This is a genomic window from Haloarcula sp. H-hyl2, from assembly GCF_056934385.1.
Genome location: NZ_JBRIIJ010000002.1, coordinates 1,322,789 through 1,348,174 on the forward strand (window position 1 = coordinate 1,322,789; position 25,386 = coordinate 1,348,174).

Below are 25,386 nucleotides of genomic sequence, written 5' to 3' on the forward strand. Positions count from 1 at the left end.
CGGCGGGACGGGGAAACGGGTTTCGTTGCGCCTCACAGCAACCCGTGGCCGGCGACGACGGCCTCGTAGAGCTCCTCGTACCGCTCGCGGACGGCATCGTGGTCGAACTCGGCGAACGACTCGTCGATGTCGCGCCGTTCGCGGTCCGCCGAGGCGACGATGGTGTCGGCGATCTCCTGTGGGTTGGTCACACGGAAGGCTCGCTCGCGCTGCTCGACGAGTTCGTGGGCGCTGGACTCGGCCTGGTACTCGACGATACCCAGACAGCCACAGGCCATCGCCCACAGCAATTCCGTGGCGAACTGCTCGCGGATGGCCGTCTGGACGAAGACGTGGGCGCCCTTGTAGATGGCCACGCGCTCCTCCCGGTCGCACTCACCGGCGAAGCTCACGCGGTCGTCGATACGGAGGTCGGCGACCTCCTGTTCGTACGTCGGCCGTTCGGGCCCGTCGCCGATGATCGTCGCCGACCAGTCCCGGTCGCGGAGTTCGGCCAGGCCCAGCAGGAGCGATTCGACGTTCGCACTCTCGTCCAGTGGGTGCGCGTAGACGACGTCGATGTCCTCGGCGGGATCGGTCTCCCGGACAGTCTCCATGTCGATGCTCTCGGGGACGATGGCCGTCCGGTCGTCGTCGTAGCCCCGCTCGCGCAGGTGGGTCTGTTGCATCTGTGCGGGCACCGTGATCCGGTCGGCCCACCGCAACGCGAGGCCAGCGGTCCGGGACTGCGGGAGCCGCTGGTCCCCGAACCAGTCGACGACCAGCGGCGCCCGCGCGAATGTCCCGCCCAGCCCCGCCGCCAGCGCGATACCGGGCGGATGTGACAGCGCGTGGATCACGTCGGGGTTGTAGCTGGCCAGCATCGGCGGGAGCCTGACACAGAACGACGGCTCCGTCGGCGACATCGTGACCGCGCGGTAGGCGACGTCTTCGGGCTCGAAGCGACTGTTCTGGCCGTCCCACCACTGTGCGCAGAAGACGGTGACCTCGTGGCCGGCCTCGGCCAGGTGGGTCGCCACCCGCTCCAGCCGGCGTCGGCCCGCTGTGTCACGGCGGTGTGGCGTCTCCATGGCGACGACCGCGACACGCATACCCGTCGGCACACGGGGCCCGGACAAAAAGCCACCCGTTCGCCACAAAGCGTTTTGCTCGTCGGACTCCTCGACTCCCGCGTGTACGAGTACGACCTCGAACGCTACCTGAACGTCCGGAGCGCCTACGGCGCCTCGTTGGGCCCGGACGGTCAGGTCGCGTTCCTGATGGACACGACCGGCGTCGCCCAGGTCTGGACGCTCGACGAGCCGTGTGGCTGGCCCGAACAGCGGACCTTCGCCGACGAACCCGTGAGCTTCGTCGATTACTCGCCGACGCGACCGGAACTGGTCTTCGGGATGGACCAGGGCGGCAACGAGCGCCAGCAGCTCTACCGACTCGACGCGGACGGCCGCGTGACGAACCTGACCGGGCGACCCGGCGCCAAACACCGCTGGGGCGGCTGGCACCCCGAGGGCGACCGGTTCGCCTTCGCGTCGAACAGACGCGACGAGGCCGTCTTCGACGTCTACGTCCAGGACCGAGACGGCGACGACGCCGAACTGCTCTACGAGGGCGACGGCTGGTTCACCGTCGGTGGCTGGTCGCCCGACGGCGACAGGCTGGTCGTCAGCGAGGCTCACTCCAGCTTCGACCAGGACATCTACGTGCTGGACGTCGAGAGCGGCGATCTGGACCATCTGACCCCTCACGAGGGGACGGTCCGGTACACGAGCGTCTCCTGGGGGCCCCACGGCGAGGCGCTGTACCTCGTCACCGACGCGGACAGCGACACGCTGTATCTCGCCCGCCTGCGCCTGGACGGCACCCTGGAGACGGTCCGGGAGGGCGGCGAGTGGAACATCGACGGCGTCGCCGTCGATCAGGACTCGGGACGACTCGCCTACTCGCGCAACGTCGAGGGGTACAACGAACTCACGGTCGGCAAGCTGACCGGACCCCGGAGTATCGAGGAGTTCCCCACCCCGGACCTCCCCGGCGGCCTGGCCGGCGGCGTCTCCTGGGGCCCCGACGCCGCGCAGTTCGCGGTCAGTGTCACCGGCCGCCAGGTGAACACGAACGTCTTCCTCGTCGAGACCGAGACGGGCGAGCGCGAGCGCTGGACCCGCGCCTCGACGGCCGGCATCCCCAGCGAGACCTTCGTCGAACCCGACGTGGTCCGCTTCGAGTCGTTCGACGGCCGGGAGATTCCCGCGCTGTTCTCGGTGCCCGCCGACGCATCGGCCGGCGAGACGCCCGTGATCGTCGACATCCACGGCGGTCCGGAGAGCCAGCGCCGCCCCTCCTTCTCGGGGCTGACCCAGTACTTCCTCTCGCGTGGCTACGCCGTCTTCGAGCCAAACGTCCGCGGGTCGACGGGCTACGGCAAGGCCTACACCCACCTCGACGACGTCGAGAAGCGCCTGGACTCGGTGAAGGACCTCCGGGCGGGTGTCGAGTGGCTCCACGAGCAGGACGCCGTCGATCCGGACCGAATCGTCGCGATGGGAGGCTCCTACGGCGGGTTCATGGTGCTGTCGGCGCTGACCGAGTATCCCGACCTCTGGGCGGCCGGCGTCGACGTGGTCGGCATCGCCAACTTCGTCACCTTCCTGGAGAACACCGGCGACTGGCGCAGATCCCTGCGGGAGGCCGAGTACGGCTCGCTCGCGGAGGATCGGGCGTTCCTCGAATCCATCTCGCCGATCAACAACGTCGAGCGCATCAGTGTGCCGCTGTTCGTCCTCCACGGCGCGAACGATCCGCGGGTCCCGGTCGGGGAGGCCGAACAGATCGCCGAGGAGGCACGCGAACAGGGCGTCCCCGTCGAGAAACTGATCTTCGACGACGAGGGCCACGGCATCAGCAAGCGTGAGAACCGCATCGCGGCGTACAGTCGCGTCGTCGAGTTCCTCGACCAGCACGTCTAGACCGTTGTCGCTCCCCGGTCCGCGTCGTTTCAACCCGTGAAAACGACGGGGCGGGTTTATGTCGGCGCGGCCGCACTATCGAACAACATGGAGGGGGTCGACCGGGCGCGAGACCGAGTTCAGGAGCGATTAGACCGGCTCACAGCGGGGGAGCGGTCGCCGACGGTCAACCAGGAGACGGTGGTGGCGAACGCAGCACAGTACCGGCGAGCGATCGACCAGTCGCTCGACGGCATCTTCCGGATACGTGTCGCGGTCACCAACGAGGCCGACGAGGTGTTGCTGACACCGGCGGAGGACGGACTGGCGCTCCCGTGTGGTGAGACCGACCCCGGCGAACCGATCGACACGGCCGCACGGCGGATTGCACAGGCGGAAGCCGGCATCGAGTGCGTCCCGCGCGAGGCCGTCGAAGCGACGATCTCGGGCGTCCGCAACAGTGACGACCCCGACGCGAAAGCGGTCTATCGACTCTCGGTCGTCTACGTGGCCGACGCTGCCGATCCGAACGGCCCACACGAAGAGAGTTGCTGGGAACCGGCCTACGCCGTCGACGCGCCACTCTAGATGACGCCCGTGACCGTCGCGGCCTCGATGGCCGCCTCCTCGCTCATCCCGTTCCCGAGGATGGTGTAGCGGTCCCGGATCTCGTGGGCGGTCGTCAGCGCCTCGATAACCGTCTCGTCGTCGATGCCCAGCCCCTCGGCGGTCGTCGGTGCGCCGATCTGGTCCAGCGCGTCACGGATGTTGCGCCACATCCCCTTCTCGCCGTCCTGGAGGTACGCCGTGATGATCGAGCCGACGCCGACCTGGTGGCCGTGCAGCGCCGCCGTCGGGACCAAGCGGTCCAGTTGATGTGAGAAGAGGTGTTCGGCGCCCGAGGCCGGCCGCGAGGAGCCGGCGATGGACATCGCGACCCCCGAGGAGACCAGTGCCTTCACGACGACCCAGGCCGACTCCTCCAGGCCGCGCTTGACGGAACTCGCGTTCTCGACGAGCATCTCCGCGGTCATCCGTGCGAGCGCACCGGCGTACTCGGAGTACTCCACGTTCTGGAGCCGCCGGGCGAGTTCCCAGTCCCGGACCGCGGTGTAGTTCGAGATGATGTCCGCACAGCCCGCGGTGGTCAGCCGCCAGGGGGCCTCTGCCAGGATGGTCGTATCAGCCACGACAGCCAGCGGCGGTTCCGCGGCGACGCTGTGGCGCGTATCGCCCTCCGGGACCGAGCCGCGACCCGAGACGATACCGTCGTGGCTGGCCGCGGTCGGCACGGAGACGAAGCCCAGTCCCAGGTCGTCGGCGGCCATCTTCGTGATGTCGATGGCCTTCCCGCCGCCGACACCGAGCAGGAACCCCGCCTCGACCGATTCAGCGTGGTCGATGACCGTCTCGACGGCGCCGAAACTGGCCTCGTCGATGACGATCTCGGCGGGGTCGTACCCCTGGTCGGCGAACTGTGCGACGACGCGCTCGCCGGCGACCTCGTGCGGTGTCGGACTGGAGACGACGAGTGGCCGCCCGGAGAGATGCAACTCCTCGACGGCGTCGATCGTCTCGCCGAGCACGTCGTGGCCGACCACGACGTTGCGGGGGAGCCGTATCCAGGTGCGCTTGTCGAACATACCTGCCTGTCGTCCCCCCGGTGGGAAAACGGTTTGTCCTCCCGCGGGTTGGCCGATCCGGGTTCGCCTCCGGCCTCTCTGTGACGACGACCCGGTTGCCTCAGTCGGCCAGCGCCTCGATCAGCGACGCCTCGACCGCGCGGTCCGGCCCGTACTCCCGGCCGGTCCGACCGTTCTCGCGGTGTTCCGCGACGGTCCGTTCGAGTGCGGTCGCGTGTGGTGTCGCAGACCACCCCAGCGACCGGAGTTTCGCCGTCGAGAGCAGGTGTGGCGGCCGCCGGTAGATAGGGAAATCCTCGGGGTCGACCCCCTCGGTCGCGAGTTCGCGGGCGCTGGCACCGACCGCCTCGACGTCGGTCTCGCAGGTCTCGGCCAGGAGATCGACCCACTCGCCAAGCGTCGGGGCGTGCTCGTCGCCGACGTTGTACGCCTCGCCGGCCGTCCCCTCCTCGGCGACCACGCGTAGCGCGCTCGCGACGTCCTCGACGTAGACCATCTGCCAGAGGCTCAGGCCGTCCTGGGGGACGACGATCCGGTCGTAGCTGTCGACCCGGTCGACCCAGTACGCGAACCGTTCGGTGTAGTCGTGGGGGCCGTAGACGACCGTCGGACGGACGCTCATCGCTTGGACGCCCGCCGCAGCGGCGGCGAACACCTCGCGGTCGCCCTCTGCCTTCCGGGGCCCGTAGGTCTCGCCGCTATCGGTCGTCGCCTGTTCCGGCGAGCAGTCGGCGAGCGGTGTCTCGCCCTCTCGTTTCGGCGTTCGGTCGACCCCGTACGCTGCGCCACTGGAGACGTAGACGTACGTGCTGTCGGCGAAGACGTCCGTCGCCGTCCGGACGTCCGCGGGGAAGTACGCCACACAGTCCACCACGACGTCGGGGTCGACGGCCTCGCGAGCAGCGACGAGGTCCTCTCGGTCACGCCGGTCGCCCTCGAACTGCGAGACGCCCTCCGTGCCGCTGAACGGATTGTCGTGGCGACCCCGGTTGAACGTGGTCACGTCGTAGCCGGCGTCCAGAAACTCCTCGACGGTATAGCGGCCGATGAATCGCGTGCCGCCGATGACCAGAGCGGTCTCCATACCGGTTCCAGGACCGGGGCCGACAAAACGAGTGGGGTGGCGGTGACGCCGCTCGGTCGGTCAATCCGTGCTGGTGTCGGCGAGTACCGGCAGCGCGACCAATCCGGCCAGGACCGCTCCGGCGCCCAGCATCGCGAGGAACGTCGTCGTCTCGCCGGTGCTCGTGACGTAGTCGTAGGCCAGCGCGATGCTCGCGAGTGCGGTGACGCCGACGAACAGCAGGTGACGGCCGTCTTCGGAGACGGACGGGAGGGGGGACATGCCTCCGCGTTCCGCTCCCAGTGAGAAAAAACGCCGTGTCGATCAGTCGTCGGTCGACGCCGCGAAGTCGGCCTCGGCGGCGTCGGCCGTCGCAGTGGCCGACTTCGGCGGCTCGTTGCGTACGTCGTCACGTTCGCGGTCGGCGATGACCTCGGCGTAGGCGTCGGGCATCACCTTGGTGAAGTCGTCGACGACGCTGTCCCAGTCCTCGAGCAGTTCGGCAGCCCGGTCGGAGTCGGTGTAGGCGGCGTGGTTCTCGACGAGACGGGTGATCATCTGGCGGTCCTTCCCTTCGAGGTCGTCCATGACGGTGACCATGCCGGTGTTGGCCTGCTCGGCGAAGGAGCCGTCGGGGTCGTAGACGTAGGCGACGCCGCCGGACATCCCGGCCGCGAAGTTCTTGCCCGTGTCGCCCAGCACGACGATGGCGCCCCCAGTCATGTACTCACAGCCGTGGTCGCCGACGCCCTCGACGACGCCCTTGATGCCGGAGTTGCGCACCGCGAAGCGCTCGCCGGCCCGGCCGTTGATGTACACCTCGCCACGGGTCGCGCCGTAGAGCGCGACGTTCCCGATGACGATGTTCTCGTCGGCCTCGTAGGAGGCCTCCGCGGGCGTGTTGACGATGAGCTTCCCGCCCGAGAGCCCCTTGCCGACGTAGTCGTTGGCCGTCCCGGTCAGTTCCATCGTCACACCCTTCGCGAGGAACGCACCGAAGGACTGCCCGGCGGTCCCGTTCATGTCGAGTCGGATGGTGTCGTCCGGGAGGCCCTGCTTGCCGTACTCGCGGGAGATGCGGTTCGAGAGGGTCGCGCCGACCGCGCGGTCGACGTTGTTTATCTCCGCGTCGATGGCGACCGGTTCGCCGTTCTCGATAGCGGATTCGGCCGCGTCGATCAGCTCCCAGTCGAGCTGTTCGTCGACATCGTGGGTCTGCTCGCGCTGCTTGTAGCGCCCGTCGTCGCCGGCGGGTTCGGCGATGACCGACGAGAGGTCGAGCTTCTTGGCCTTGGGCTGTTCGACGTCGTCGCGCATCTGCAGGACGCTGGCGCGCCCGATCATCTCGTCGATTGTCTCGAAGCCCAGTTCGGCCATCAGCTCACGGAGCTCCTGGGCGACGAAGGTCATGTAGTTGATGACGTGCTGTGGCTCGCCGGGGAACCGGTCGCGCAGCTTCTCGTTCTGGGTGGCGACGCCGACCGGACAGGTGTTCTCGTGGCACTGGCGGGCCATCACACAGCCCGAGGTGACCATCGAGGCGGTCCCGAAGGTGTACCCCTCGGCACCGAGCAGCGCCGCGACGGCGACGTCGCGGCCCGTCTTCATCCCGCCGTCGGTCGTGATCTTGATCCGCGAACGCAGGCCGGTCGCCCGCAGCATCTGGTTGGCCTCCGCGACGCCCAGCTCCCAGGGGAGCCCGGCGTTCTTGATGGAGGTCTTCGGCGAGGCACCGGTGCCGCCGGAGTGGCCCGAGATGTGGACAACGTCGGCGTTGGCCTTCGCGACGCCGGCCGCGATGGTGCCGATGCCGTCCTCGGCGACCAGTTTGACGTTGATGTCGGCCTCCGGGTTGCTCGCTTTCAGATCGTGGATCAGCTGTTTGAGGTCCTCGATGGAGTAGATGTCGTGCAGCGGCGGCGGCGAGATGAGGCCGACGCCGGGCGTCGCGTACCGGACGTGCGCGATCATCTCGTTGACCTTCATGCCGGGGAGGTGGCCCCCCTCACCGGGCTTGGAGCCCTGGGCCATCTTGATCTGGAGTTCGTTCGCCGAGGCCAGGTAGTCGGAGGTGACGCCGAAGCGACCGGAGGCGACCTGCTTGGTCGTACACTCCTTCTCGGTGCCGAACCGCTCGGGCGGCTCGCCACCCTCGCCGGTGTTGGCGTTGGCTCCCAGGCGGTTCATCGCGATGGCGTTGTTCTCGTGCATCTCCGGCGAGAGCGAGCCAAGCGACATCGCGGCCGTCTCGAAGCGCGTGACGATCTCCTCGACGGGTTCGACGTCCTCGACGGGGATCGATTCCCGGTCGGAGTCGAGGTCGAGCAGCCCACGCAGGGTCTGCAGCTGCTCGTTCTGGTCGTTGACGAGGCCGGCGAACTCCTTGTAGGTCTCGTAGTCGCCCATCCGAACCGCCTGCTGGATCTTCCCGACCGTGTCGGGGTTCCACTGGTGGTGGATACCGTTCGAGCGGAACTCGTACTCGCCCTGACGGGGCATCTCGGGCTCCTCCTCGCTCCAGGCCACGTCGTGACGCTGGTGGAGGTCCTCCTCGATGTCGTCGATACCGATCCCCTCGGTCCGGCAGGTCGTCCCCTCGAAGTACTCCGCGATGAAGTCCGAAGAGAGCCCGACGGCCTCGAAGATCTGTGCACCCTGGTATGACTCGACGGTGGAGATACCCATCTTGGCCATCGTCTTCAGGAGACCGTCCTCGACGGCACCGACGTAGGCGTCGATGGCGTTGGCCAGGTCCGCACCGTCCGGGCCGGCCACCAGGTCCTCGATGGTCTGGTAGGCCAGGTAGGGGTTGACCGCACCCGCGCCGTAGCCGATGAGTGTCGCGAAGTGATGGACGGCACGCGGGTCACCGGATTCGACGACGAGTCCGACGTGGTTGCGCAGGCCGTTGCGGACGAGGTGGTGGTGGATACCACCGACCGCCAGGAGCGACGGGATCGGCACCCGATCCTCGCCGGCGTTCCGGTCCGAGAGCACGAGGATGTCGTGGTCCTCGGCGGCGGAGTCGGCGGCCGCCCGGAAGTCCTCGACGGCCGTCTCCAGGTCGGTGTCCGGATCGTAGGTCATGTCGAGGACCTTCGTGGACATCCCGTTCTCGTCGATGTCCTTGATCGCCTGGGTCTCCTCGTCGGTGAGGATCGGCGAGTCCAGCACGAGCTGGCGAGCGTGCTCGCGACTCTCGTCGAGCAGGTTGCGCTGGAAGCCGAGCCGTGACTCCATCGAGGTGACCAGTTCCTCGCGGATGTAGTCCAGTGGCGGGTTCGTCACCTGTGCGAACAGCTGTTTGAAGTAGGTAAACAGCGGGCGGTTGAACTGCGAGAGCACCGACAGCGGCGTGTCGTCGCCCATCGAGCCCACGGGGTCTTTCCCCTTCTCGGCCATCGGCTCGATGAGGTGGTCGACCTCGTCGTAGGTGTAGCCGTACATCGCCTGGTGGCTCCGCAGACCGCCGACCTCGCCCTGTGGCGTGTTGTCGGTCCGGTCGGTGATGTCCTCGATGTCGACCTGCTCCTGGTCGACCCACTCGCCGTACCTCTCGTCGGTGATCTCGTCGAACACCTCGGCGTCCGGGATGACACGGCCCTCTTCGGGGTCTGCCAGGAAACACTGGCCGGGCTGGAGCCGACCGCGTTCGGTGATCTCGCTCGTGTCGTGGTCCAGCGCGCCAGCCTCGGAGGACATCACGAGCGTATTGTCCTCCAGGACGTCGTACCGGCACGGGCGGAGTCCGTTGCGGTCCAGGACAGCACCGATGCGTTCGCCGTCGGTGGCTGCGACCAGTGCCGGGCCGTCCCACGGTTCGACCAGCGAGGCGTGGTAATCGTAGAACTCTCGCCGGTCGCCGTCGACGTTGTTCATCTCGCCGCGCCACGCTTCGGGGATGAGCATCCGGAGCGCGTGCGGGAGGTCACGGCCGCCCTGCAGGAGCAGTTCGAGTGCGTTGTCGACGCTGGCGGTGTCGGACTGTCCCGGGTCGTCGATGATCGGCTTGACCGTCTCGATGTCGTCGCCGAAGTCGTCGCTCGCGATGTCGGTCTCGCGAGCGCGCATCCAGTTGATGTTCCCCTGGATGGTGTTGAACTCGCCGTTGTGGATGATCCGACGGTAGGGGTGGGCGAGGTGCCAGGCGCCCAGCGTGTTCGTCGAGAACCGGGCGTGGACCATCGCGAACGTCGAGTCGAGTCGCTCGTCCGCCAGATCCGGATAGTACTCCGGTAGTTGCTCTGCCGTCAGCAGGCCCTTGTAGACGACGACGTCGGTCGCCAGCGAGACGACGTAGAACCGCTCGTGGCCCGCGGGTTCCTCGGCTTCGACCGTGTTCTCCAGCGCGCGTCGGCCGACGTACAGCTGGTTGTCGAACGCCGTCCCGGTCGCATCGGTCTCGGAGGTGACGAAACACTGGACGACGTTCGGTTCGGACTCCAGGGCCGTCGCGCCAAGTCCGTCGTTGTCCGTCGGGACCGACCGCCACTCTAGTACCGACAGACCCTCGTCCGCTAGTTCCGACTCGACGAGATCTTTCAGGTCGGCCGCTTCGGTCTCGTCCTGTGGCAGAAAGAGCGTTCCGACCGCATACTCGCCTGCTGCCGGGAGGTCGGCGTCGACTTCATCGACGAAGAACTCGTGTGGTGTCTGTAGCATGATGCCGGCGCCGTCACCGGTGTTCTCCTCGGCCCCTGTCGTCCCTCGATGTTCGAGGTTCTCCAGGAGGTCCAGTCCGTCCGATACTACCCAGTGGTCGCTGTCGCCGTCGAGGTCCATTACTACCCCGACGCCACAGTTCGACCGCGCGTCCGTGGGGTCCGCGAGCCCGGCCTCGCTCGCAGACTCGCCAGTAGGTCGCTCAACCATATGTGCATAGGTGTCCGGATAACGAGCACAAGAGGGTGTCCCTCAAGGTATAAGTGTTCTTTAACCGCACATTAGGACATATATATTCTACACGATAAATGCCGCTTCTTCACGGTTGGTAACGAGCGGGCGAGCCGGGATTCCGCGTCGAATCTCAGTTCGCGACGCGGGTCGGCGACGGATCTTCGATGCCCGAGAGGTAGGCCGTGAGGTCGGTCGTCGTGATGATGCCGACGACGCCCTCGGTGTCGTCGACCACCGGGACGTGGTGGATCGCGTGTTCGATCATCAGGTCCGCGACGTGCTCGATGGAGTCGTTCGCCGTGGTGGTCTCGACTTCGGTCGTCATGTGATCGGCGACGGTCACGTCGCTCGTCCGGCCGCCCTGAGCGGCGATCCGAACGAAGTCCGTCGAGGTGAGGATCCCCTCGATATGGTTCTCCGAATCGACGACCACCACTGAGCTGATCCCCTCGTCCAGCATCTGTTGGGCAACTGACTCCGCGGAGGCCTCCGCGGAGACGGTGGTTACAGGTGAGGACATCAGTCGGCCGACAAAGATATCGTCCATGCGGGTCGGTATCATGGGGCCGGGTTTAAAATTGTCGCCTGTTAGTTCCCAGTCATTTGCTGGAAACGTCCGCTCAGGGTGCCACTCGATCCCCGGCCAGACGATGACCGCGCCGACTGAATATGTGAAACTCAGATGACTGTTTCACCGGAAATCTGTTCGCCGTCTTCCGTTTGTATGACTCGGGTCTGACGCCACTTTATGTACTATCGGGGGTGAGTAGCCTCTGGGGGCATGGAGAAGGTCACACGCTCCCTACCCCACAGTTTCTGTCCTTTCATCCCGATGGTACGAACCGGCGCTCGTACTTCCGACCGAGGTAGACCAGAATCGGTGTCCCGAGCACTGTCGGCCAGAGCCATCGCGCGACGGCGGGCAAGAACAGGAAGTTCACCGCCGAGAAGGCCGAGACGGCGGCGATGTAGCCGGCCCCCATCCGCGTGACGTGCTGGCCGACCCACTCGCCGGGCTCTGACTGTGTTCTGAACGACCGCAGGTCGCCTGCGGTGAACACCGTCCCGAGGCCGCCGAACACCAGAATCACCGGCGCGAACCCACTGCCGTCGAGATACCACGACCCGCCGACCACGAGGAGGCCGACGCTGGCGAGGCCGAACAGCGCCAGTGCGATCCAGTCCGCGCGGCCGGGCGCATCGGCCGGCCGCTTGCGCGAGAGGACCCGATAGCCCGAGTACGCGAAGTAGAAACTGAAGACGGCGACCAGCGAGAGGAAGAGTCGGAACGAGACGGGGTCGACCGCGTACAGGAACAGCGACGTCGCCGAGACGACCGCCATCGCGTAGACGTAGGCCATCCCGAATCGGCGGTGGCGACGCCCACCCTTCGCGGTGACGAACGCACCGAGTCCACCTCCCAGTGCCACGAACCCAGCGACGATGTGGACGCCGAGAGTCAGTTCTTCGGTCAGTGACATCGCAGGGTCTCCGAGTTCATTGTCGCTCTTTCTGTGACCAGCACAATAAATCTACTGAGTAAGCGCTCACTTGAAAGGCCAGGCAACGCGAATCGTTTCGCCTACCGAACTCACTCGTCGGCCAGCAGGCCATCGACGTACGCTTCCCACCCGGCCCGGATGTCGTCGCCGACGTCCATCTCCAGGGCGACGTGGAACCCAGTCGAACCGTCGGCGGCGGCCAGCAGAAACGCGGCCGTCGCCCGTGGGTCGACCGGGCGGAACAGGCCCCGTTCGACGCCGTCTTCGACGATATCGGTCAACGTCTCGAGTGTGGCCGATTCCAGCGTCAGCAGCGGCTCCCGGAGTGTCTCGTTGTGCGGCGCGTGCGAGAGCAGTTCCATGACGGCCACGTGGACGCCGGCGCCCTCCTCGCCCGGCGAACGAAAGAGATACTCACAGGCGGCCCGGAGCCGTGTCTCCGGATCGGCGGTCTCGATCGCGGCCAGTTCGTCGGCCAGTTGGCCGGCTGCGAATTCGAGGAACGCTGCGATCATCTCGTCTTTCGAATCGAAGTGGTAGTACAGCCCCGCCTCGCTTTTAGGGTACTCGTCGGCGATCTTGGCCGTCGTGAGCCGTGCGTAGCCGTGTTCGGCGAGAGCGGCCCGTACCGCCTGTGCCACTTCTGCTTTGGCGTCGGCCGGCACTGAGTCGGACATACGACTAAGTGACCGCTCACTACATACCACCTTTTTCATCGTCGGGTGTCCTCGCGGCGCTTCGCGCCGCTCTGACACCGCTCTCTGCTCACGGGCGCGAAGCGCCCGTTCGCACGGTCAGCGGGGTCGGAGGCCCCGCTCGACTCGAAAAACGTGGTTCTCGTGAGCGAAGCGAACGGGATGGTTCGAGACGGCACCGCCGTCTCGTCATGCTGGAAATCTTCGATTTCCACGCAGCTCGAACGACGAGCGCAGCGAGTCTTTCGGTGATCCTGCTCGCGTCGCTCGCCGGATGCTCCGAAGCAGGCCTCCCCCGGCACGCGGCACGGAGGTCGCTCCCGGCCACCGCAATCCCCTGCAAGAATCGGGAGTCGATCAGCCCGCAGGCTGCACGGTCTGTCGAGCACTCTTCCGACGACGACCGGAATCGCGCGGTCGTGTTGGGCAAGACACACGATTCCAGCGACCGATGCGCGGCTTATTTGAGCGGCCCAGCGGGAGGTACGCCAATGACCGACGCGTTCGCGGACAGGACGCTCGCCGAGCACCGGCGTGTCTTCGAGAAGATCTGGTGGCAGAACCCCGAGCGACAGAACAGGACGTCCTCGTCCTGGTGGTTCTTTCTCCTGTTTCCGGAGGGCGAGGAGGGCTACGGTCCGCGACAGCTCATGTTCTCGATCGCTGCCGCTGTGGGCGACCAGTCCCGTATCAACGACCTCCCGCCCCAGGGGATGGACGCAGACCGTCCAGTCGCCGATGGGGTGGACAGGTTCGACGCGACGACGGTCGGCTGGACCGGCGACGACGACGTGGTCCACGACCACGTGGTCAGGCAACCAGCCCAGGCGATGCTCTCTCGCGAGGACCAGCGGCTCGAAGCCTGGGCAGAGCGCGCGGACGGCACCAGACGCGGCAGCGAGATGGCCGCGCTTTCGGATCGCCCTCTCGGACTTCGGGCCCACGTCATCGGCGACGACGCCGAGGCGGAGTTCGAGGCCTGGGGCGCCCTCGACTCGAAGATGACCGCACCACACCACTCGTTGGATATCGACACACCGCTGGGTGGCGCCGAGGTCGTCGCCTGGCGTCAGATGGAGTTCGAAGGGGTGTTCGACCTGCCCGACGGCCCCGAGACGCTGTCCGGGTCGTGTTACTTCCAGCGCGTCTGTTTCGACATGCCGCTGTTCCCCTGGAAGTGGATCTGGGCGATCTTCCCCGACGGGACCTCGTTCTCCGCACTGATCCCGTTTCTCGGGCCGCAGCTGTTCCGGCGGGGCTACAAGTTCTTCTCCTCGAATAGACTCGAACGCCTGACGATCCCCCTCCGACAGTCCGGGTTCTGGAACTGGGGCTCGAACGACGGCCACGTCGAGTTCGAGAGGATCACCGTCGAGCCACTGCTGGGCACCGGCGAGCAGCCAGACTTCGACGTTCGCGTCGAGAATGACGCTGGCGATTACGTGCGGTTCGTCGCCCGGACGTACGGCCGCGCGCGAAACTGGCTCGACCGCCCGAGACTCGGTGGCCGGATCCCGTCTCACTGGAGCTACAACGAGTTCATGTTTCGGATGACCGGTCTCGCCGGCCGTGTCGGCGGCACACAGATCGACGAGGAGTCGATGGGGACCGGATTCGGAACGCTGGAATACAGTACCGGGCTGGGGCTGTGAGATCCCGAGCCACATCTACGACACCCAGTGGCCAGTTGATAGCTGTCGGGCAAGATCGACCGTCGCCTGTCGGTGCTCCAGTACAGTCAGCACGAGCAGTCGCCTGCAATCCACGACGGACCGGAAGTTAACACATATATCCGACACCCGTGTATCCGGACTTTATATGCAATTCTGTGACGACTGCGGTTCGGTGATGCACACGGAGGGCGAGACGTGGGTGTGTCGCTCCTGCGAGAACGAGGCGCCGCGGGACTCACAGGCAGAAGCGGCGATGACGACCCAGGACGGACAGCGGGACGACGGAGCACCCGCCGTAGCCGACGGGACCCAGGACTCTACCGAGACGATGCAGGAGCCCTGTCCGGCCGAGGACTGCGACAGCGACCGGGCCTACTACGAGATGCTGCCCAATCCGGGCGGCTCATACGAGGTTCGGCTGTTCACCTGCGTCGAGTGCGGCCACAAGTGGCGCGAGTCCTGACGCCCCATCTCGTGAATCCCGCTGCAGGCGCGGTGTCACCGTCAGAACAAACCTCTGACGAGTCTCTTGTCGCGATACTCCCGCAGATCACCGGACGCGAGCCTGCGGCGAGCGCGAACCCCGGGTGAAAAAGGTGGGTTAGTAGGATTTGGCGAAGTACGCAGTCTCCTCGCTGTCCTCGCCACAGATGGCACACTCGTCGTGGATCGGTTCCTCGTCCCGGTCCAGCGGCACCATCACGATCTCGGCGGCGATGGCGTCCTTGATGGGCTCCTCACAGGCCTCGTCGCCACACCAGCCGGCCTTGACGTAGCCGCCGTGCTGGCCGATGGTCCCCAGAATCTCCTCGCGGGAGTCGGCCTCGCGGATCTCGCCGTCCAGCGTCTCCTCGGCGCTGGCGTACAGTTTCGCGTGGACCGTATCCAGGTGGTCCTGGGCGGTCTCGGCGATGCCCCCGCGAGCGACGGTCTCCTGCTCGCCGTCGGGGCGGTGGACCAGCGTCGCCTCCTCGTCCTCGACCTCGTGGGGCCCGATCTCCACGCGGAGGGGAACGCCGTTGAGCTCGTGTTCGTTGAACTTGAAGCCGGGGTTGCGGTGTTCGCGGTCGTCGAGTTCGACGCGGACGCCGGCTTCCTCCAGTTCGGCGGCCAGGTCGGCCGCGTACTCGACGACGTCGTCTTTGGTGTCCTCCTGCCAGATGGGGACGACGACGACCTGGGTCGGCGCGACGGCGGGCGGGAGCACCAGCCCCTGGTCGTCGGAGTGGGTCATGATGAGCGCGCCCATCGCCCGCCAGGACAGCCCCCAGGAGGTCGTATGGGCCGCGGTGTCCTCTTCGTCCTCGTCGGCGTAGGTGATGTCGAACGCCTCGGCGAAGGAGGTCCCCAGGTAGTGGGAGGTCGCCGCCTGGACGGACTTGCCGTCGGGCATCAGCGTCTCGACGGTCGTCGTCGTGTGTGCGCCGGGGAACTTGTCGTGTTCGGGCTTGCGTCCCTTCAGCGGGGGCATCGCCATCACGTCCTCGTACAGACGTGCGTACTGGTCCAGACGGGTCATCGTCTCGTCCCACGCGCCGTCCTCGTCGGCGTGGGCGGTGTGACCCTCCTGCCAGAGGAACTCCTTCGTGCGGAAGAACGGTTTGGTCTCGGTGGCCTCCCACCGGACGACCGAACACCACTGGTTGAGACGCATCGGCAGGTCACGGTGCGAGCGGGTCCACTGGGCCATGAACGGCGCGATGATGGACTCGCTGGTCGGCCGGACCGCCAGTCGCTCTTCGAGTTCGTCGTGGCCGCCGTGGGTCACCCACGCCACCTCGGGGTCGAACCCCTCCACGATGTCCTTCTCGCGTTCCAGGTACGACTCCGGGATGAACAGCGGGAAGTAGGCGTTGTCGACGCCGGTGTCCTTGAACCAGCCGTCGAGGTGGTCCTGGATGTGCTCCCAGATGGCGTATCCGCGGGGTCGTGTGACGATGAACCCGCCCATCGGCGCGTAGTCCGCCAGGCCGGCCTTCTGTACCACTTCGGCGTACCACTCGCCGGTCGCGTGCTCCTTGGACTCGGTGATACCGAGTTCCTGCTCGCCGCTCATACCCGTACTCTGACACGGGGGGTACAAACCCACTGCGTTTCAGCGCCGCACCCTACACTGAAAAGCCGTGCGCACGGAGTGAGTTGCATGACAGAACACAACATGACTCCGGAGGACGGCACGCGCCCGTCGCCGCTGGCCGCTAGCGACTCCGGGCTGGCCTCGCGGGACTACCGACCGCGCCGGGCCGGGCCGGAACTGGTCACGTCCTGGCCGCTCGGGCCGGCGCCCGACGCCACCGAGGCCGACGACGCCGACTGGACCGTCGAGACCGGCGAGTACGTCACGCTCCAGCGGAGCCGGTTCACACTGCCGTATCTGGGCGGCCACGACGACGTCCCCATGTACCTCAACGTCGTGGGCCACGTCTCCGTCGACACGGGCGCGACGCTGTCGCTCTGGCTCTCCCAGCGGCATCTGGAGGGCGACCACTACGAGGTGGAGGTGGACCTGACGCGGACCGGCGACTTCCAGACGCCGATGGTCGAGGTGGCGCCCGACGACCCCGAGGCAGTGCGCGACGGGCGCGAGGTCTACGGCGGGTTCGACGTGCGCGCTCGCGTCGAGGACGGCACCGCGACGGTCGACCGAGCGACAGCGGTCCAACTGTTCTCGGAGTGACCATGCGGGTCGGACTCATCTTCGACATCCACGTGACGAGCGGCCAGCGCCGGGCCTACGACGGCGCCGAGCGCGCCCGACGGGGCTGTGCGGTTCTCAACGAGAAGGGCGTCGACTGGACGCTCGTCGGTGGCGACCTGCGCTCGCTGGCCTCGAAGACGACCGAACGGGTCGACTGGGGGGAGTGGCACGGCGACGCGGACGACCAGTACTACCGGGCGGACTTCCGCCGCGTGAAGGACCTGCTCGACACCGAACTCGACGCCCCGTATCGGGTCATCCGTGGCAACCACGACCGCCCGCTATCGGTGTTCCAGGACGTCTTCGACCCCGAGGAGCACCCGCGCTTCTGGGCTGCCCGGGAGGGTGGTGTCAGACACGTCTTCCTCGATCCGAACCCGAATGCCGGCTACCACGCGCTCTACCAGACACAGAACTTCGTCACCGCACCACAACTGTCGATGCTCGACCGGCTGTTCGACGCCGACAGCGAGATCCCCACGTTCGTCTACTGTCACACACCACTGACGCAGTACCCGCGCATGGACGACTGGAACCAGGGGCGCACCGGCGCCTACCGGTACACGCTGAACTATCCCGCCGTCCAGCGCCGGCTGGAACGGGGCGAGACGGTCCTGGTCAACAGCGGCCACTACTCCCAGGACCGCGGCCGCGCGACCCGCGAGGTCGGCGGTGTCACGCACGTCCTCGCCCGCCACTTCGGCAAGAGCGATCCCGACTACGACGGCGACCTCCGCTGGCTCGACATCGACACGGACGCGGGCGTGGCCAGCGTCCACTATCACGACCTACGCGACGGCGAAGAGGGGGAGATCTGCCGGGTGGAGTGGTAACTCAGGCACCGATGGTCGTCAGCGAGGCCACAGAGTCGGCGATCCGGCGTTCCATGTTCGTCCCGGTGAAACTCGGTGCGGGGTTGACGTCCACGGCGTAGAACTCGTCGTCGTCACTCCGGACGAAGTCGACGCCGACCGCGCGCGCCTCGAACTGGTCGAGCAGTTCACGGACCTGTGCGGCGAGCGTGATGTCGACCTCGCCCTCGCCGATGAGTTCCTTCTGCTCGGTGAGCTTCGAGCGCGCCGTCAGCACCCGGACGTGGGTCTCGCGGCCGTCGTCGACGGCGTAGTACTTGTAATCGACCGGCTCGGCCCGGATGCGCTCCTGGTAGAAGTCGCCCTCGCCCCCTAGCGTCGGCGTCCCGGTCCAGCTGTACCGTCCCTTCGCGACGTAGTCGCCGGTCGGCTTCTCGAATGAGATCTCGGGCACGGTACAGCCGACCGCCTCCAGCGCGTTGAGTGCAACGAGTCGACAGGACAGCGCAGTCGTCGGGAAGAAGCCGTTCCACGTCGGGACGCCGATGCGGTCGGCGTAGTGGAGTGCGGTGAACGACTGCGGCCGGATCTTCTTGTTGACCAGCGCCGCGAGGTCACCGATCGCCGCCCGTGTGATGGTCTCACCCGGCCGGAAGAAGGTGACGTCGAACCCCCGCGCTGCGAGTCGCTCGGCCACCGGCCAGAAGACCGGATGGGTGCGCTCGCAGATGAACCCAATCGTATCCATATCGGGCGGTCGCAGGGGGGCGACAAAAAGGTTGGACGGGCGCGCGTCAATCGAGGACGAACGGACTCGCCTGTTCGCGCCAGGGCCAGCCTGGCAGTCGTGTCTGGACGCCGGCCGCGAGCGCCGCGTCGAGGTCGTCCGCGCCGGCACTGTCGCCCTCGGTGCCGTGGGTGTGGACGTCCGCGACGTGGAAGGTCGCTTCCGCCAGCAGTCGAAGCGGCTGTTCGCCGGCGATCATCGCCGCCAGTTCCCGACCCAGCAACTCGTCGACGACGAACCCCGGATAGTCGTCCGCGACGTCGAGGTCCCGGAGGAGCCGCGTCAGCGCGGCGACGTTGACCGCACGGTCGCCGTCGTCGAACACCGACTCGACACAGGCGTCGTACTCCGCGACCGATATCTCGGGGACCGACACGTCGAACTGCTCGCCCAGTCGGGCCCGCGTTTCGTTGATCAGCGGGACGACCACGGCCGCACGCTCGCGAGTCCACGCGTACTCCTCGCGGACCACGGCTTTCGTGACCTGCATACGTTATACTCGACGGCAGGCCCCTTCGCTGTGGCGCCGATACCACGGAACGCTTTTGCCCCGCGGGCCGACAGCACGGATATGTCCCGTGCCGACGCCGGTCCGGCCTCCCCCCGGTCGCTGCTGGCCGTCGCGACGGTCGTCGCCGCTGTCGCGACGGTCGGGAGTCTGACGTTCTCGCTGGGTCTGGGGCTGACCCCGTGTCGGCTCTGCTGGTACCAGCGGATCCTCATGTACCCGCTCGTCGTCGTCCTCGGCGTCGCCGCCGTCGAGCGGCGCCCCGGCGTCGCTCGCACCGTCCTCCCGCTCTCCGTGTTCGGCGTCGTCCTGGCGACCTATCACTCGTGGCTCCAGGTGACACAGACGACCTGTTCGGTCGGCGTTATCAGCTGTGCGACCGTCCAGTATCGGTTGTTCGGGGTCCTGACGATTCCGAACCTCTCGTTGCTGGCGTTCCTGCTCGTGACAGGCATCGTCGGATACACGTGGGCTCCTCGTCGTGACTGAGAGGACCAGCGCGACGATCGGATTCCCGGCCCGAGAGTGATACCTGGTTTCTATGTCGTGAATGGATCATTTTTAATTCTGATAGCTCACCCATAGCGTTATCGTCCTGACTGCTGTATTTGTGTCCATCCGGGACGACAGCGTCCTGACCAGAATACACCGATGGAAACGAAGTTCACGACCGGTATCGCGACCGGTACTGACGGGCACGATACCGCGACACGGGCCGCGCAGGCGGCGAGAGACGACCTGGGGACCGACCGGGTCGACTTCTGTCAGGTGTTCTGCTCGGCTGCGTACGAGTACGAGGCCGTTCTCGACGGGGTCTTCGACGTCGTCGGCGAGGAGACGACGCTCGTCGGCTGTTCGTCGTCGGGTGAGTTCACCGACGAGGGGGCGTACGACCACAGCGTCGCGCTCGCGCTCGTAACCAGCGACACCATCCAGTTCTACAGCGGTCTCGGGACGGGCCTGCGCGACGACGTGAACGGGTGTGTCCGCGAGGCGATCAGGGAGTTCCCCGACCAGGTCGACGGGTACCCCTTCCAGTCGGCGATCTCGCTACACGACGGGCTGGGTGGCGTCGGCGAGCAACTCGCGGTCGTCTCCCAGCAGAAACTCGGTCCCCAGGTCAGTCTGGCCGGTGGGTCCGCGGGTGACGACATGCAGATGGACGCGACCCACGTCTTCGAGGGCCGGACCGTCGCCGAGGACGCGACGGCGATGGCGCTCCTGGCCTCGAAGGAACCGGTCGGTATCGCGGTCAATCACGGTCACACTCCCATCTCCGAGCCCGTCACGGTCACGAAGGCGGACGGCGACACCGTCTACGAACTCGACGGCCGGCCGGCCTTCGAGGTCTGGAAGGAGGCGGCCGCCGAGGACGCCCGCGAGCAGTTCGGCTACGACCTCGACGACCTCGAACCCGGGAGTGAGGCGCTCACGAAGTTCATGACGCGCTACGAGTTCGGGATCGACCAGGGGCGGGCGTACAAGATCAGGTGGCCGGGGCTGACCGAGCAGACTGACGGCCCGCTCCAGTTCGCGATGGGTGTCCCCGAGGGGACCGTCTTCCGCGTCATGCACAGTCCCAACGAGGCACAGAAGGACGCTGTTCGAGAGGCCGCACGAGAGGCCCGTGACCAACTGGACGAGGGTGCCGCTGCGGGTGGTTTCGTCTACGACTGTGTCTGCCGAGCCGTCATCCTCGAAGACGAGTTCGACGACGCCGTCGCTGCCATCGGCGACGAACTCGGTGTTCCCTACACCGGATTCGAAACGTACGGCGAGGTGTGCATGGAGCGCGGACAGACCAGCGGCTACCACAACACGACCGCGGTGGTGATGGTCCTCCCACGATGAGCGACTCGACTGCACGCGTCGATCTCATCGAACATTTCAGCGAGAGCGTCGGCGTCGAGAAGGCGACCCAGATCGTCGACGAGGCGGTCGAGAGCGTCGGTGCCGAGGGCGACGAACTGGACCGGGAGGCGATCATCAGTATCTGTGAGACGATCCGGAACGACTACGACGGCTACGTGGAGATCATCGCACAGGACCTGCTCGTCCGGACACAGGCCGAGGAACGGTTCCACGCGCTCTTCGAGCACATCCCCGACGCCGCGTTCATCGTCGATTTCGTCGACCACGAACCGATCGTCAGGACGGTCAACGGCGCGTTCGAGGACGTCTTCGGCTACGATGCCGACACCATCGTCGGCGAACCGATAAACGAGTTCATCGTCCCGCCCCAGGAACGAGCGAGCGCCGAACAGCTCGACAGACAGGCACTCCAGGGCAACCGGGTCGAGACGGAGATACAGCGGGTGACCGCCGACGGCGACCGCCGTGACCTCCTGTTTCGGGGGATCACGGTCGTCACGCCGACCGGCGACGCGGAGGGGTACGGGATATACACGGATATCACTGAGCAGCGCGAGCGCCAGCGCGAACTCGAACGCCAGAACGAACAACTGGAGCGGTTCGCCAGCGTCGTCAGCCACGACCTGCGCAACCCGCTGAACATCGCGAACGGACAGCTCGAACTGGCCCGCGAGACCGGCGACCTCTCCCATCTGGAGAAGGTGGCCGAGGCCCACGACCGGATGGCGGATCTGATCGACAAACTCCTCACGCTCGCGCGGCAGGGCCAGACGGTCGGCGAGTTCGAGGAGTGCGACCTCGATCTGGTGGCCGTCCAGGCGTGGTCGACGGTCCAGACCAGCGAGGCGACGCTGACGACGGACGACGGGCTGGGTCGGATCCTGGCCGACCAGCAACGGCTGGTCGAACTGCTCGAGAACCTCTTTCGCAACGCCATCGACCACTGTGGTGACGATGTCGAGGTCCACGTCGGCCGGCTGGACGAGGGGTTCTACGTCGTCGACGATGGCCCCGGCATCCCGGAAGCGGCCCGCGACAGGGTCCTCGAATCGGGATACACCACCGCGACCGACGGGACGGGACTCGGGCTTTCGATCGTCCAGAGCATCGTCGAAGCCCACGGCTGGGACCTCTCGCTCTCGGATGGTGGGCAGGGGACACGCTTCGACATCACTGGTGTCCGTACCGTCGAGGACTGAGCGAGCACAACGGTTTTGGCTCGACCGGGCCTGCGTTCGACTATGGAGTACACACGACTCGGTTCGACGGGAACGACAGTCTCGCAACTTTGCTTCGGGACGTGGCGCTTCGGCCGGGAGACCGGTGGTGTCGTCGAGACGGACCGCGAACAGGCCCACGAACTGCTGGACGCCGCCTGGGAACGGGGCATCAACTTCATCGACACCGCCAACGTCTACGGCACGCCCCACGGCCTCAGCGAGGAGTACGTCGGCGAGTGGCTCGACGACCACGACCGCGAGGACTTCGTCGTCGCCTCGAAGGTGTACTTCCCCTTCGACGGCCGGGGCGAACCGGGTCCGAACGACTCCGGCCTGGGTCGGAAACACATCCGCGCCCAGATCGAGGGGACGCTCGATCGCCTGGACACGGACTATCTGGACCTCTACTACATCCACCGCTGGGACGAGGACAGCGACATCGAGGAGACCCTCTCGACGCTCGACGACCTGGTTCACGAGGGGAAGGTCCACTATCTGGGCGCCTCGACGATGGCGGCCTGGCAACTGACGAAGGCCCTCTGGAAATCGGACGTCGAGGACCTCCAGCGGTTCGAGGTGACACAGCCACTCTTCCACGCCGGCTACCGCGACGACGTGAAGGACTATCTCGACGTCTGCGCCGACCAGGAGATGGCCGTCTGCCCGTACTCGCCGCTGGCGGGTGGGTTCCTCACCGGGAAGTACGAGCGCGCCGACCCCGACGACCCGAAGCAGTTCGAGGGGCCCGAAGGCGCCCGCGGCGACATCTACGATTCCTTCCAGGACTACTACCTCTCCGAGCGTGGCTGGCACGTCCTCGACGAACTCCGTGCCGTCGCGGACGAACTCGATGCCACGCCCGCACAGGTCGCGCTCCGCTGGCTCATCGAGCAACCGGACTTCACCTGCGTTCCCATCGTCGGCGCGCGCACCGTCGACCAACTCGACGAGAACGTGGGCGCGATCGACATCTCGCTTTCTGACGCACAGTTCAACCGGATCGTCTCGGCCCGCTACGCCGAGGACGGTCGGCGCTGGGGCCACCGGACGTCGTAGGCGTCCGAAGTACGCTGGGTGTCACCAGGACACACGTATTTTTGGTCCTGTCCGCCTTCCGTCCGGTCGATGACACTCTCGACCGGTATCGACGCCGTCGACCGGACCTTCGGCGGTGGGCTCCCCGAGGGGTCGCTGGTGGTGCTGACCTCGCCGCCCGAGGCACAGGTCGATCCGCTGTTGCACGCGGGCCTACACGAGCGCCCGACCCACTACTTCACGACGCTCCGGGACCCTGCTACCGTCCGTGAAGAACTCGACCGTCTCCTGACCGAACCGAAGATCGCGTCCATCACAAATATCGGCGTCGACGACGGACTCGACGCGATCCGTTCGGAACTGGAGTCACTCGAACCGGGCCAGGACGTCATCGTGAGCGTGCTGGACCCGCTCGAAGCGGCAGCCACACAGAGCGAGTACGTCTCCTTCCTCAACCACGTGGGCAAGCGCCGCCAGGAGACCGACACCGTCGGCATCCTCCACTGTCTGGACACGGACGACCCGCCGGCGAACCGGGAGTTCACGCTCGCGGCGGCGGAGTTCGTCTGGCAACTCCGGTGTCAGCGCCGGGGGAGTAAACTGACCTACACGCTGGAGATCCCGAAGGCCGGTGGAGTGACGCTCGCGGACGACGACCGCGTCATGGAACTGAATCTCGGCAAGACCGTCTCTATCGACACGAGCCGGGATATCGCCTGAGTGGGCTGCGATCTCAGTCGCCCGCTTCGGCGGGGTCGACGACCTCGCCGCTGGCCGGATAGACACCGATCTGGTCGCAGTGGCCCGCCAGCGGGCAGGCCTCGGGGTCGTCCAGACAGGCCGGCTTCCGGGCCGAACAGTACTCGCGGCCGAACTGGATCATCGCAGTGTGGCCGAAACCACATTTCTCGGCCGGGACGTCCCGTTCGAGGTGTTCCCGGACCGTCTCGTGGTCGGCGTCGGCCGGTGCCAGTCCCATCCGCCGGGCGATGCGGTGGACGTGGGTGTCGACGGGGAAGACGCCACCGCGGCCGCCGGCGAACAACAGGACACAGTCGGCAGTCTTCGGGCCGACGCCGTCGTAGGCCAGCAGCGTCTCCCGAACCGTCGCCGAATCTTCGTCTTTCACGAACGCGTCGAAGCCGTCCTCGCCGTCGTAGGTCTCACAGATCTGCTCGGCGATGGCGACGATCCGTTCCGACTTCTGGTTGTACAGCCCCGCCGCGGAGATTGTCTCGGCCAGTTCCTGCTGGTCTGCGTCCGCGAGCGCGGCCGCGAGATCGCCGCCGCCGTACCGTTCCAGCAGTGCGTCGTGGGCCGGTTGACTGGCCGTGTCGCTGGTGTTCTGACTCAGGATGGTGCGGACGAGACACTCGAAGCCGTCCCGGCCGCCGTAGCGCTTCTGCCAGTACAGGTCACCGAGTGCGTCGACGACGGCTTCGGCACGGGTCCCCGCGCTGCCGGGAGCGAAGGTCCGCTCCTGGCCGCCGCCCGCCGCTCCCCCACTGATGTTGCGATCCGGTTCCGGGTCCTCCATGGTCGACCACTGGGACGCCGTCGGCTAAAACACTCCACTTCGAGTCGCCCCTCGCGATCGGACTCAGTTGCTGCCGGCACGGAGCGTCATCGTGAGGTCGGCGCCCGCCGCCAGCGCGGTGACCATGTCTCGGTCGACATGAGCGGCTGCAGCGTCCGAATCGACCATCACGGTCCGGTCGTCGACGTAGTCACTGGTCCGCAGGACGTGGCTCCGGTCGCTCTCGAAGGTGAGGTCCGGGTGGCCCCGTCCCTCGACGGTGACGGTGTGGCCGTCGGCCTCGAACGTCGCGGTGATGGTTGTAGCGGCGTCTTGGCAGGCCGCGACGAACTCGTCGTCGAACTCGCAGGGGACGCGGTCGGCCTCGACGGCGAGGATGCAGTCACCGGCCGGCGTGAGGAAGTCGTCGCTGGTTACTTCGAGTGTGCTCGTGTGCTCGCCACTGACGTTCTCGTGGCCGTGTGCGTGAACGACTTCTTGCATACCCACTCCTCGCCGGGCAG

The 25,386-nt window shown here is 66.7% G+C and carries 24 protein-coding genes; 11 read left to right on the forward strand and 13 right to left on the reverse strand.

Features of this window, described 5'->3' with window-relative positions:
• Positions 1-32: 32 nt before the first annotated feature.
• Positions 33-1,091, reverse strand: a complete 1,059-nt coding sequence (locus Hhyl2_RS16670) for a glycosyltransferase family 4 protein (RefSeq protein ID WP_483551885.1) — start codon at positions 1,089-1,091, stop codon at positions 33-35.
• 81 nt (positions 1,092-1,172) lie between these two features.
• Here Hhyl2_RS16670 and Hhyl2_RS16675 point away from each other — a divergent pair, with 81 nt between their 5' ends.
• Together Hhyl2_RS16675 and Hhyl2_RS16680 are read left to right on the forward strand one after the other, a co-directional pair.
• Complete coding sequence (locus Hhyl2_RS16675; protein WP_483551886.1) at positions 1,173-2,963, forward strand: S9 family peptidase; 1,791 nt, start codon at positions 1,173-1,175, stop codon at positions 2,961-2,963.
• An 87-nt stretch (positions 2,964-3,050) separates the two neighbouring features.
• Positions 3,051-3,530: an NUDIX hydrolase gene (locus Hhyl2_RS16680; RefSeq protein ID WP_483551887.1), complete on the forward strand. Its 480-nt coding sequence runs from the start codon at positions 3,051-3,053 to the stop codon at positions 3,528-3,530.
• Here the strand turns inward: Hhyl2_RS16680 and Hhyl2_RS16685 are convergent.
• From Hhyl2_RS16685 to Hhyl2_RS16715, 7 genes are all read right to left on the reverse strand, one after another.
• Positions 3,527-4,585 carry an NAD(P)-dependent glycerol-1-phosphate dehydrogenase gene (locus Hhyl2_RS16685; RefSeq protein WP_483551888.1) on the reverse strand — a complete coding sequence of 353 codons (1,059 nt, stop codon included), beginning with the start codon at positions 4,583-4,585 and terminating at the stop codon, positions 3,527-3,529. The two genes, Hhyl2_RS16680 and Hhyl2_RS16685, sit on opposite strands and share 4 nt — an antisense overlap.
• Before the next feature lie 100 nt (positions 4,586-4,685).
• The gene (locus tag Hhyl2_RS16690) at positions 4,686-5,669 is read right to left on the reverse strand and encodes an NAD-dependent epimerase/dehydratase family protein (protein ID WP_483551889.1); all 984 of its coding nucleotides are present in this window, start codon (positions 5,667-5,669) and stop codon (positions 4,686-4,688) included.
• A 60-nt stretch (positions 5,670-5,729) separates the two neighbouring features.
• Positions 5,730-5,930: a hypothetical protein gene (locus tag Hhyl2_RS16695; RefSeq protein ID WP_483551890.1), complete on the reverse strand. Its 201-nt coding sequence runs from the start codon at positions 5,928-5,930 to the stop codon at positions 5,730-5,732.
• Between the two features lie 42 nt (positions 5,931-5,972).
• Entirely contained in the window at positions 5,973-10,520 is a 4,548-nt protein-coding gene (gene gltB, locus Hhyl2_RS16700; RefSeq protein ID WP_483551891.1) for a glutamate synthase large subunit, read from the reverse strand.
• A 154-nt stretch (positions 10,521-10,674) separates the two neighbouring features.
• On the reverse strand, positions 10,675-11,091 hold the full coding sequence (locus Hhyl2_RS16705; protein ID WP_483551892.1) for a CBS domain-containing protein: 417 nt from the start codon (positions 11,089-11,091) through the stop codon (positions 10,675-10,677).
• A 277-nt stretch (positions 11,092-11,368) separates the two neighbouring features.
• Positions 11,369-12,025 (reverse strand): DUF2306 domain-containing protein, encoded by a 657-nt coding sequence (locus Hhyl2_RS16710; protein ID WP_483551893.1) that lies wholly within the window; start codon positions 12,023-12,025, stop codon positions 11,369-11,371.
• 110 nt (positions 12,026-12,135) lie between these two features.
• Positions 12,136-12,723: a TetR/AcrR family transcriptional regulator gene (locus Hhyl2_RS16715; protein ID WP_483551894.1), complete on the reverse strand. Its 588-nt coding sequence runs from the start codon at positions 12,721-12,723 to the stop codon at positions 12,136-12,138.
• 509 nt (positions 12,724-13,232) lie between these two features.
• Here Hhyl2_RS16715 and Hhyl2_RS16720 point away from each other — a divergent pair.
• Together Hhyl2_RS16720 and Hhyl2_RS16725 are read left to right on the forward strand one after the other, a co-directional pair.
• On the forward strand, positions 13,233-14,393 hold the full coding sequence (locus tag Hhyl2_RS16720) for a hypothetical protein (RefSeq protein ID WP_483551895.1): 1,161 nt from the start codon (positions 13,233-13,235) through the stop codon (positions 14,391-14,393).
• A 166-nt stretch (positions 14,394-14,559) separates the two neighbouring features.
• On the forward strand, positions 14,560-14,877 hold the full coding sequence (locus tag Hhyl2_RS16725; protein ID WP_483551896.1) for an RPA12/RPB9/RPC11 RNA polymerase family protein: 318 nt from the start codon (positions 14,560-14,562) through the stop codon (positions 14,875-14,877).
• A 138-nt stretch (positions 14,878-15,015) separates the two neighbouring features.
• On the opposite strand, the gene proS is transcribed toward Hhyl2_RS16725, so the two are convergent.
• Positions 15,016-16,470, reverse strand: a complete 1,455-nt coding sequence (gene proS, locus Hhyl2_RS16730; protein ID WP_483551897.1) for a proline--tRNA ligase — start codon at positions 16,468-16,470, stop codon at positions 15,016-15,018.
• Between the two features lie 87 nt (positions 16,471-16,557).
• On the opposite strand from proS, the gene Hhyl2_RS16735 reads away from it, so the two are divergent.
• Together Hhyl2_RS16735 and Hhyl2_RS16740 are read left to right on the forward strand one after the other, a co-directional pair.
• Entirely contained in the window at positions 16,558-17,091 is a 534-nt protein-coding gene (locus Hhyl2_RS16735) for a hypothetical protein (protein ID WP_483551898.1), read from the forward strand.
• Between the two features lie 2 nt (positions 17,092-17,093).
• Positions 17,094-17,945 (forward strand): metallophosphoesterase family protein, encoded by an 852-nt coding sequence (locus Hhyl2_RS16740; RefSeq protein ID WP_483551899.1) that lies wholly within the window; start codon positions 17,094-17,096, stop codon positions 17,943-17,945.
• A gap of 1 nt (position 17,946) precedes the next feature.
• Here Hhyl2_RS16740 and Hhyl2_RS16745 read toward each other — a convergent pair whose 3' ends face one another.
• The gene (locus tag Hhyl2_RS16745) at positions 17,947-18,672 is read right to left on the reverse strand and encodes an ATP-grasp domain-containing protein (protein WP_483551900.1); all 726 of its coding nucleotides are present in this window, start codon (positions 18,670-18,672) and stop codon (positions 17,947-17,949) included.
• A 46-nt stretch (positions 18,673-18,718) separates the two neighbouring features.
• Positions 18,719-19,201: a DUF7984 family protein gene (locus Hhyl2_RS16750; RefSeq protein WP_483551901.1), complete on the reverse strand. Its 483-nt coding sequence runs from the start codon at positions 19,199-19,201 to the stop codon at positions 18,719-18,721.
• A gap of 81 nt (positions 19,202-19,282) precedes the next feature.
• Between Hhyl2_RS16750 and Hhyl2_RS16755 the strand changes: the two genes are divergently transcribed.
• The 5 genes from Hhyl2_RS16755 (at position 19,283) to Hhyl2_RS16775 (ending at position 24,066) form a co-directional block, all read left to right on the forward strand.
• A complete protein-coding gene (locus tag Hhyl2_RS16755) occupies positions 19,283-19,708 on the forward strand; it encodes a disulfide bond formation protein B (protein ID WP_483551902.1) in 426 nt (141 codons plus the stop codon).
• Positions 19,709-19,870: 162 nt separating this feature from the next.
• Complete coding sequence (locus tag Hhyl2_RS16760; protein WP_483551903.1) at positions 19,871-21,070, forward strand: FIST signal transduction protein; 1,200 nt, start codon at positions 19,871-19,873, stop codon at positions 21,068-21,070.
• The gene (locus Hhyl2_RS16765) at positions 21,067-22,290 is read left to right on the forward strand and encodes a two-component system sensor histidine kinase NtrB (RefSeq protein ID WP_483551904.1); all 1,224 of its coding nucleotides are present in this window, start codon (positions 21,067-21,069) and stop codon (positions 22,288-22,290) included. Before Hhyl2_RS16760 ends, Hhyl2_RS16765 begins: the two co-directional genes overlap by 4 nt.
• 42 nt (positions 22,291-22,332) lie before the next feature.
• On the forward strand, positions 22,333-23,367 hold the full coding sequence (locus Hhyl2_RS16770) for an aldo/keto reductase (protein WP_483551905.1): 1,035 nt from the start codon (positions 22,333-22,335) through the stop codon (positions 23,365-23,367).
• Positions 23,368-23,436: 69 nt separating this feature from the next.
• Positions 23,437-24,066, forward strand: a complete 630-nt coding sequence (locus tag Hhyl2_RS16775; RefSeq protein WP_483551906.1) for a DUF7125 family protein — start codon at positions 23,437-23,439, stop codon at positions 24,064-24,066.
• A 13-nt stretch (positions 24,067-24,079) separates the two neighbouring features.
• Here Hhyl2_RS16775 and Hhyl2_RS16780 read toward each other — a convergent pair whose 3' ends face one another.
• Complete coding sequence (locus Hhyl2_RS16780) at positions 24,080-24,883, reverse strand: endonuclease III domain-containing protein (protein WP_483551907.1); 804 nt, start codon at positions 24,881-24,883, stop codon at positions 24,080-24,082.
• Between the two features lie 63 nt (positions 24,884-24,946).
• On the reverse strand, positions 24,947-25,372 hold the full coding sequence (locus Hhyl2_RS16785; RefSeq protein WP_483551908.1) for a DUF371 domain-containing protein: 426 nt from the start codon (positions 25,370-25,372) through the stop codon (positions 24,947-24,949).
• Positions 25,373-25,386: the final 14 nt, after the last annotated feature.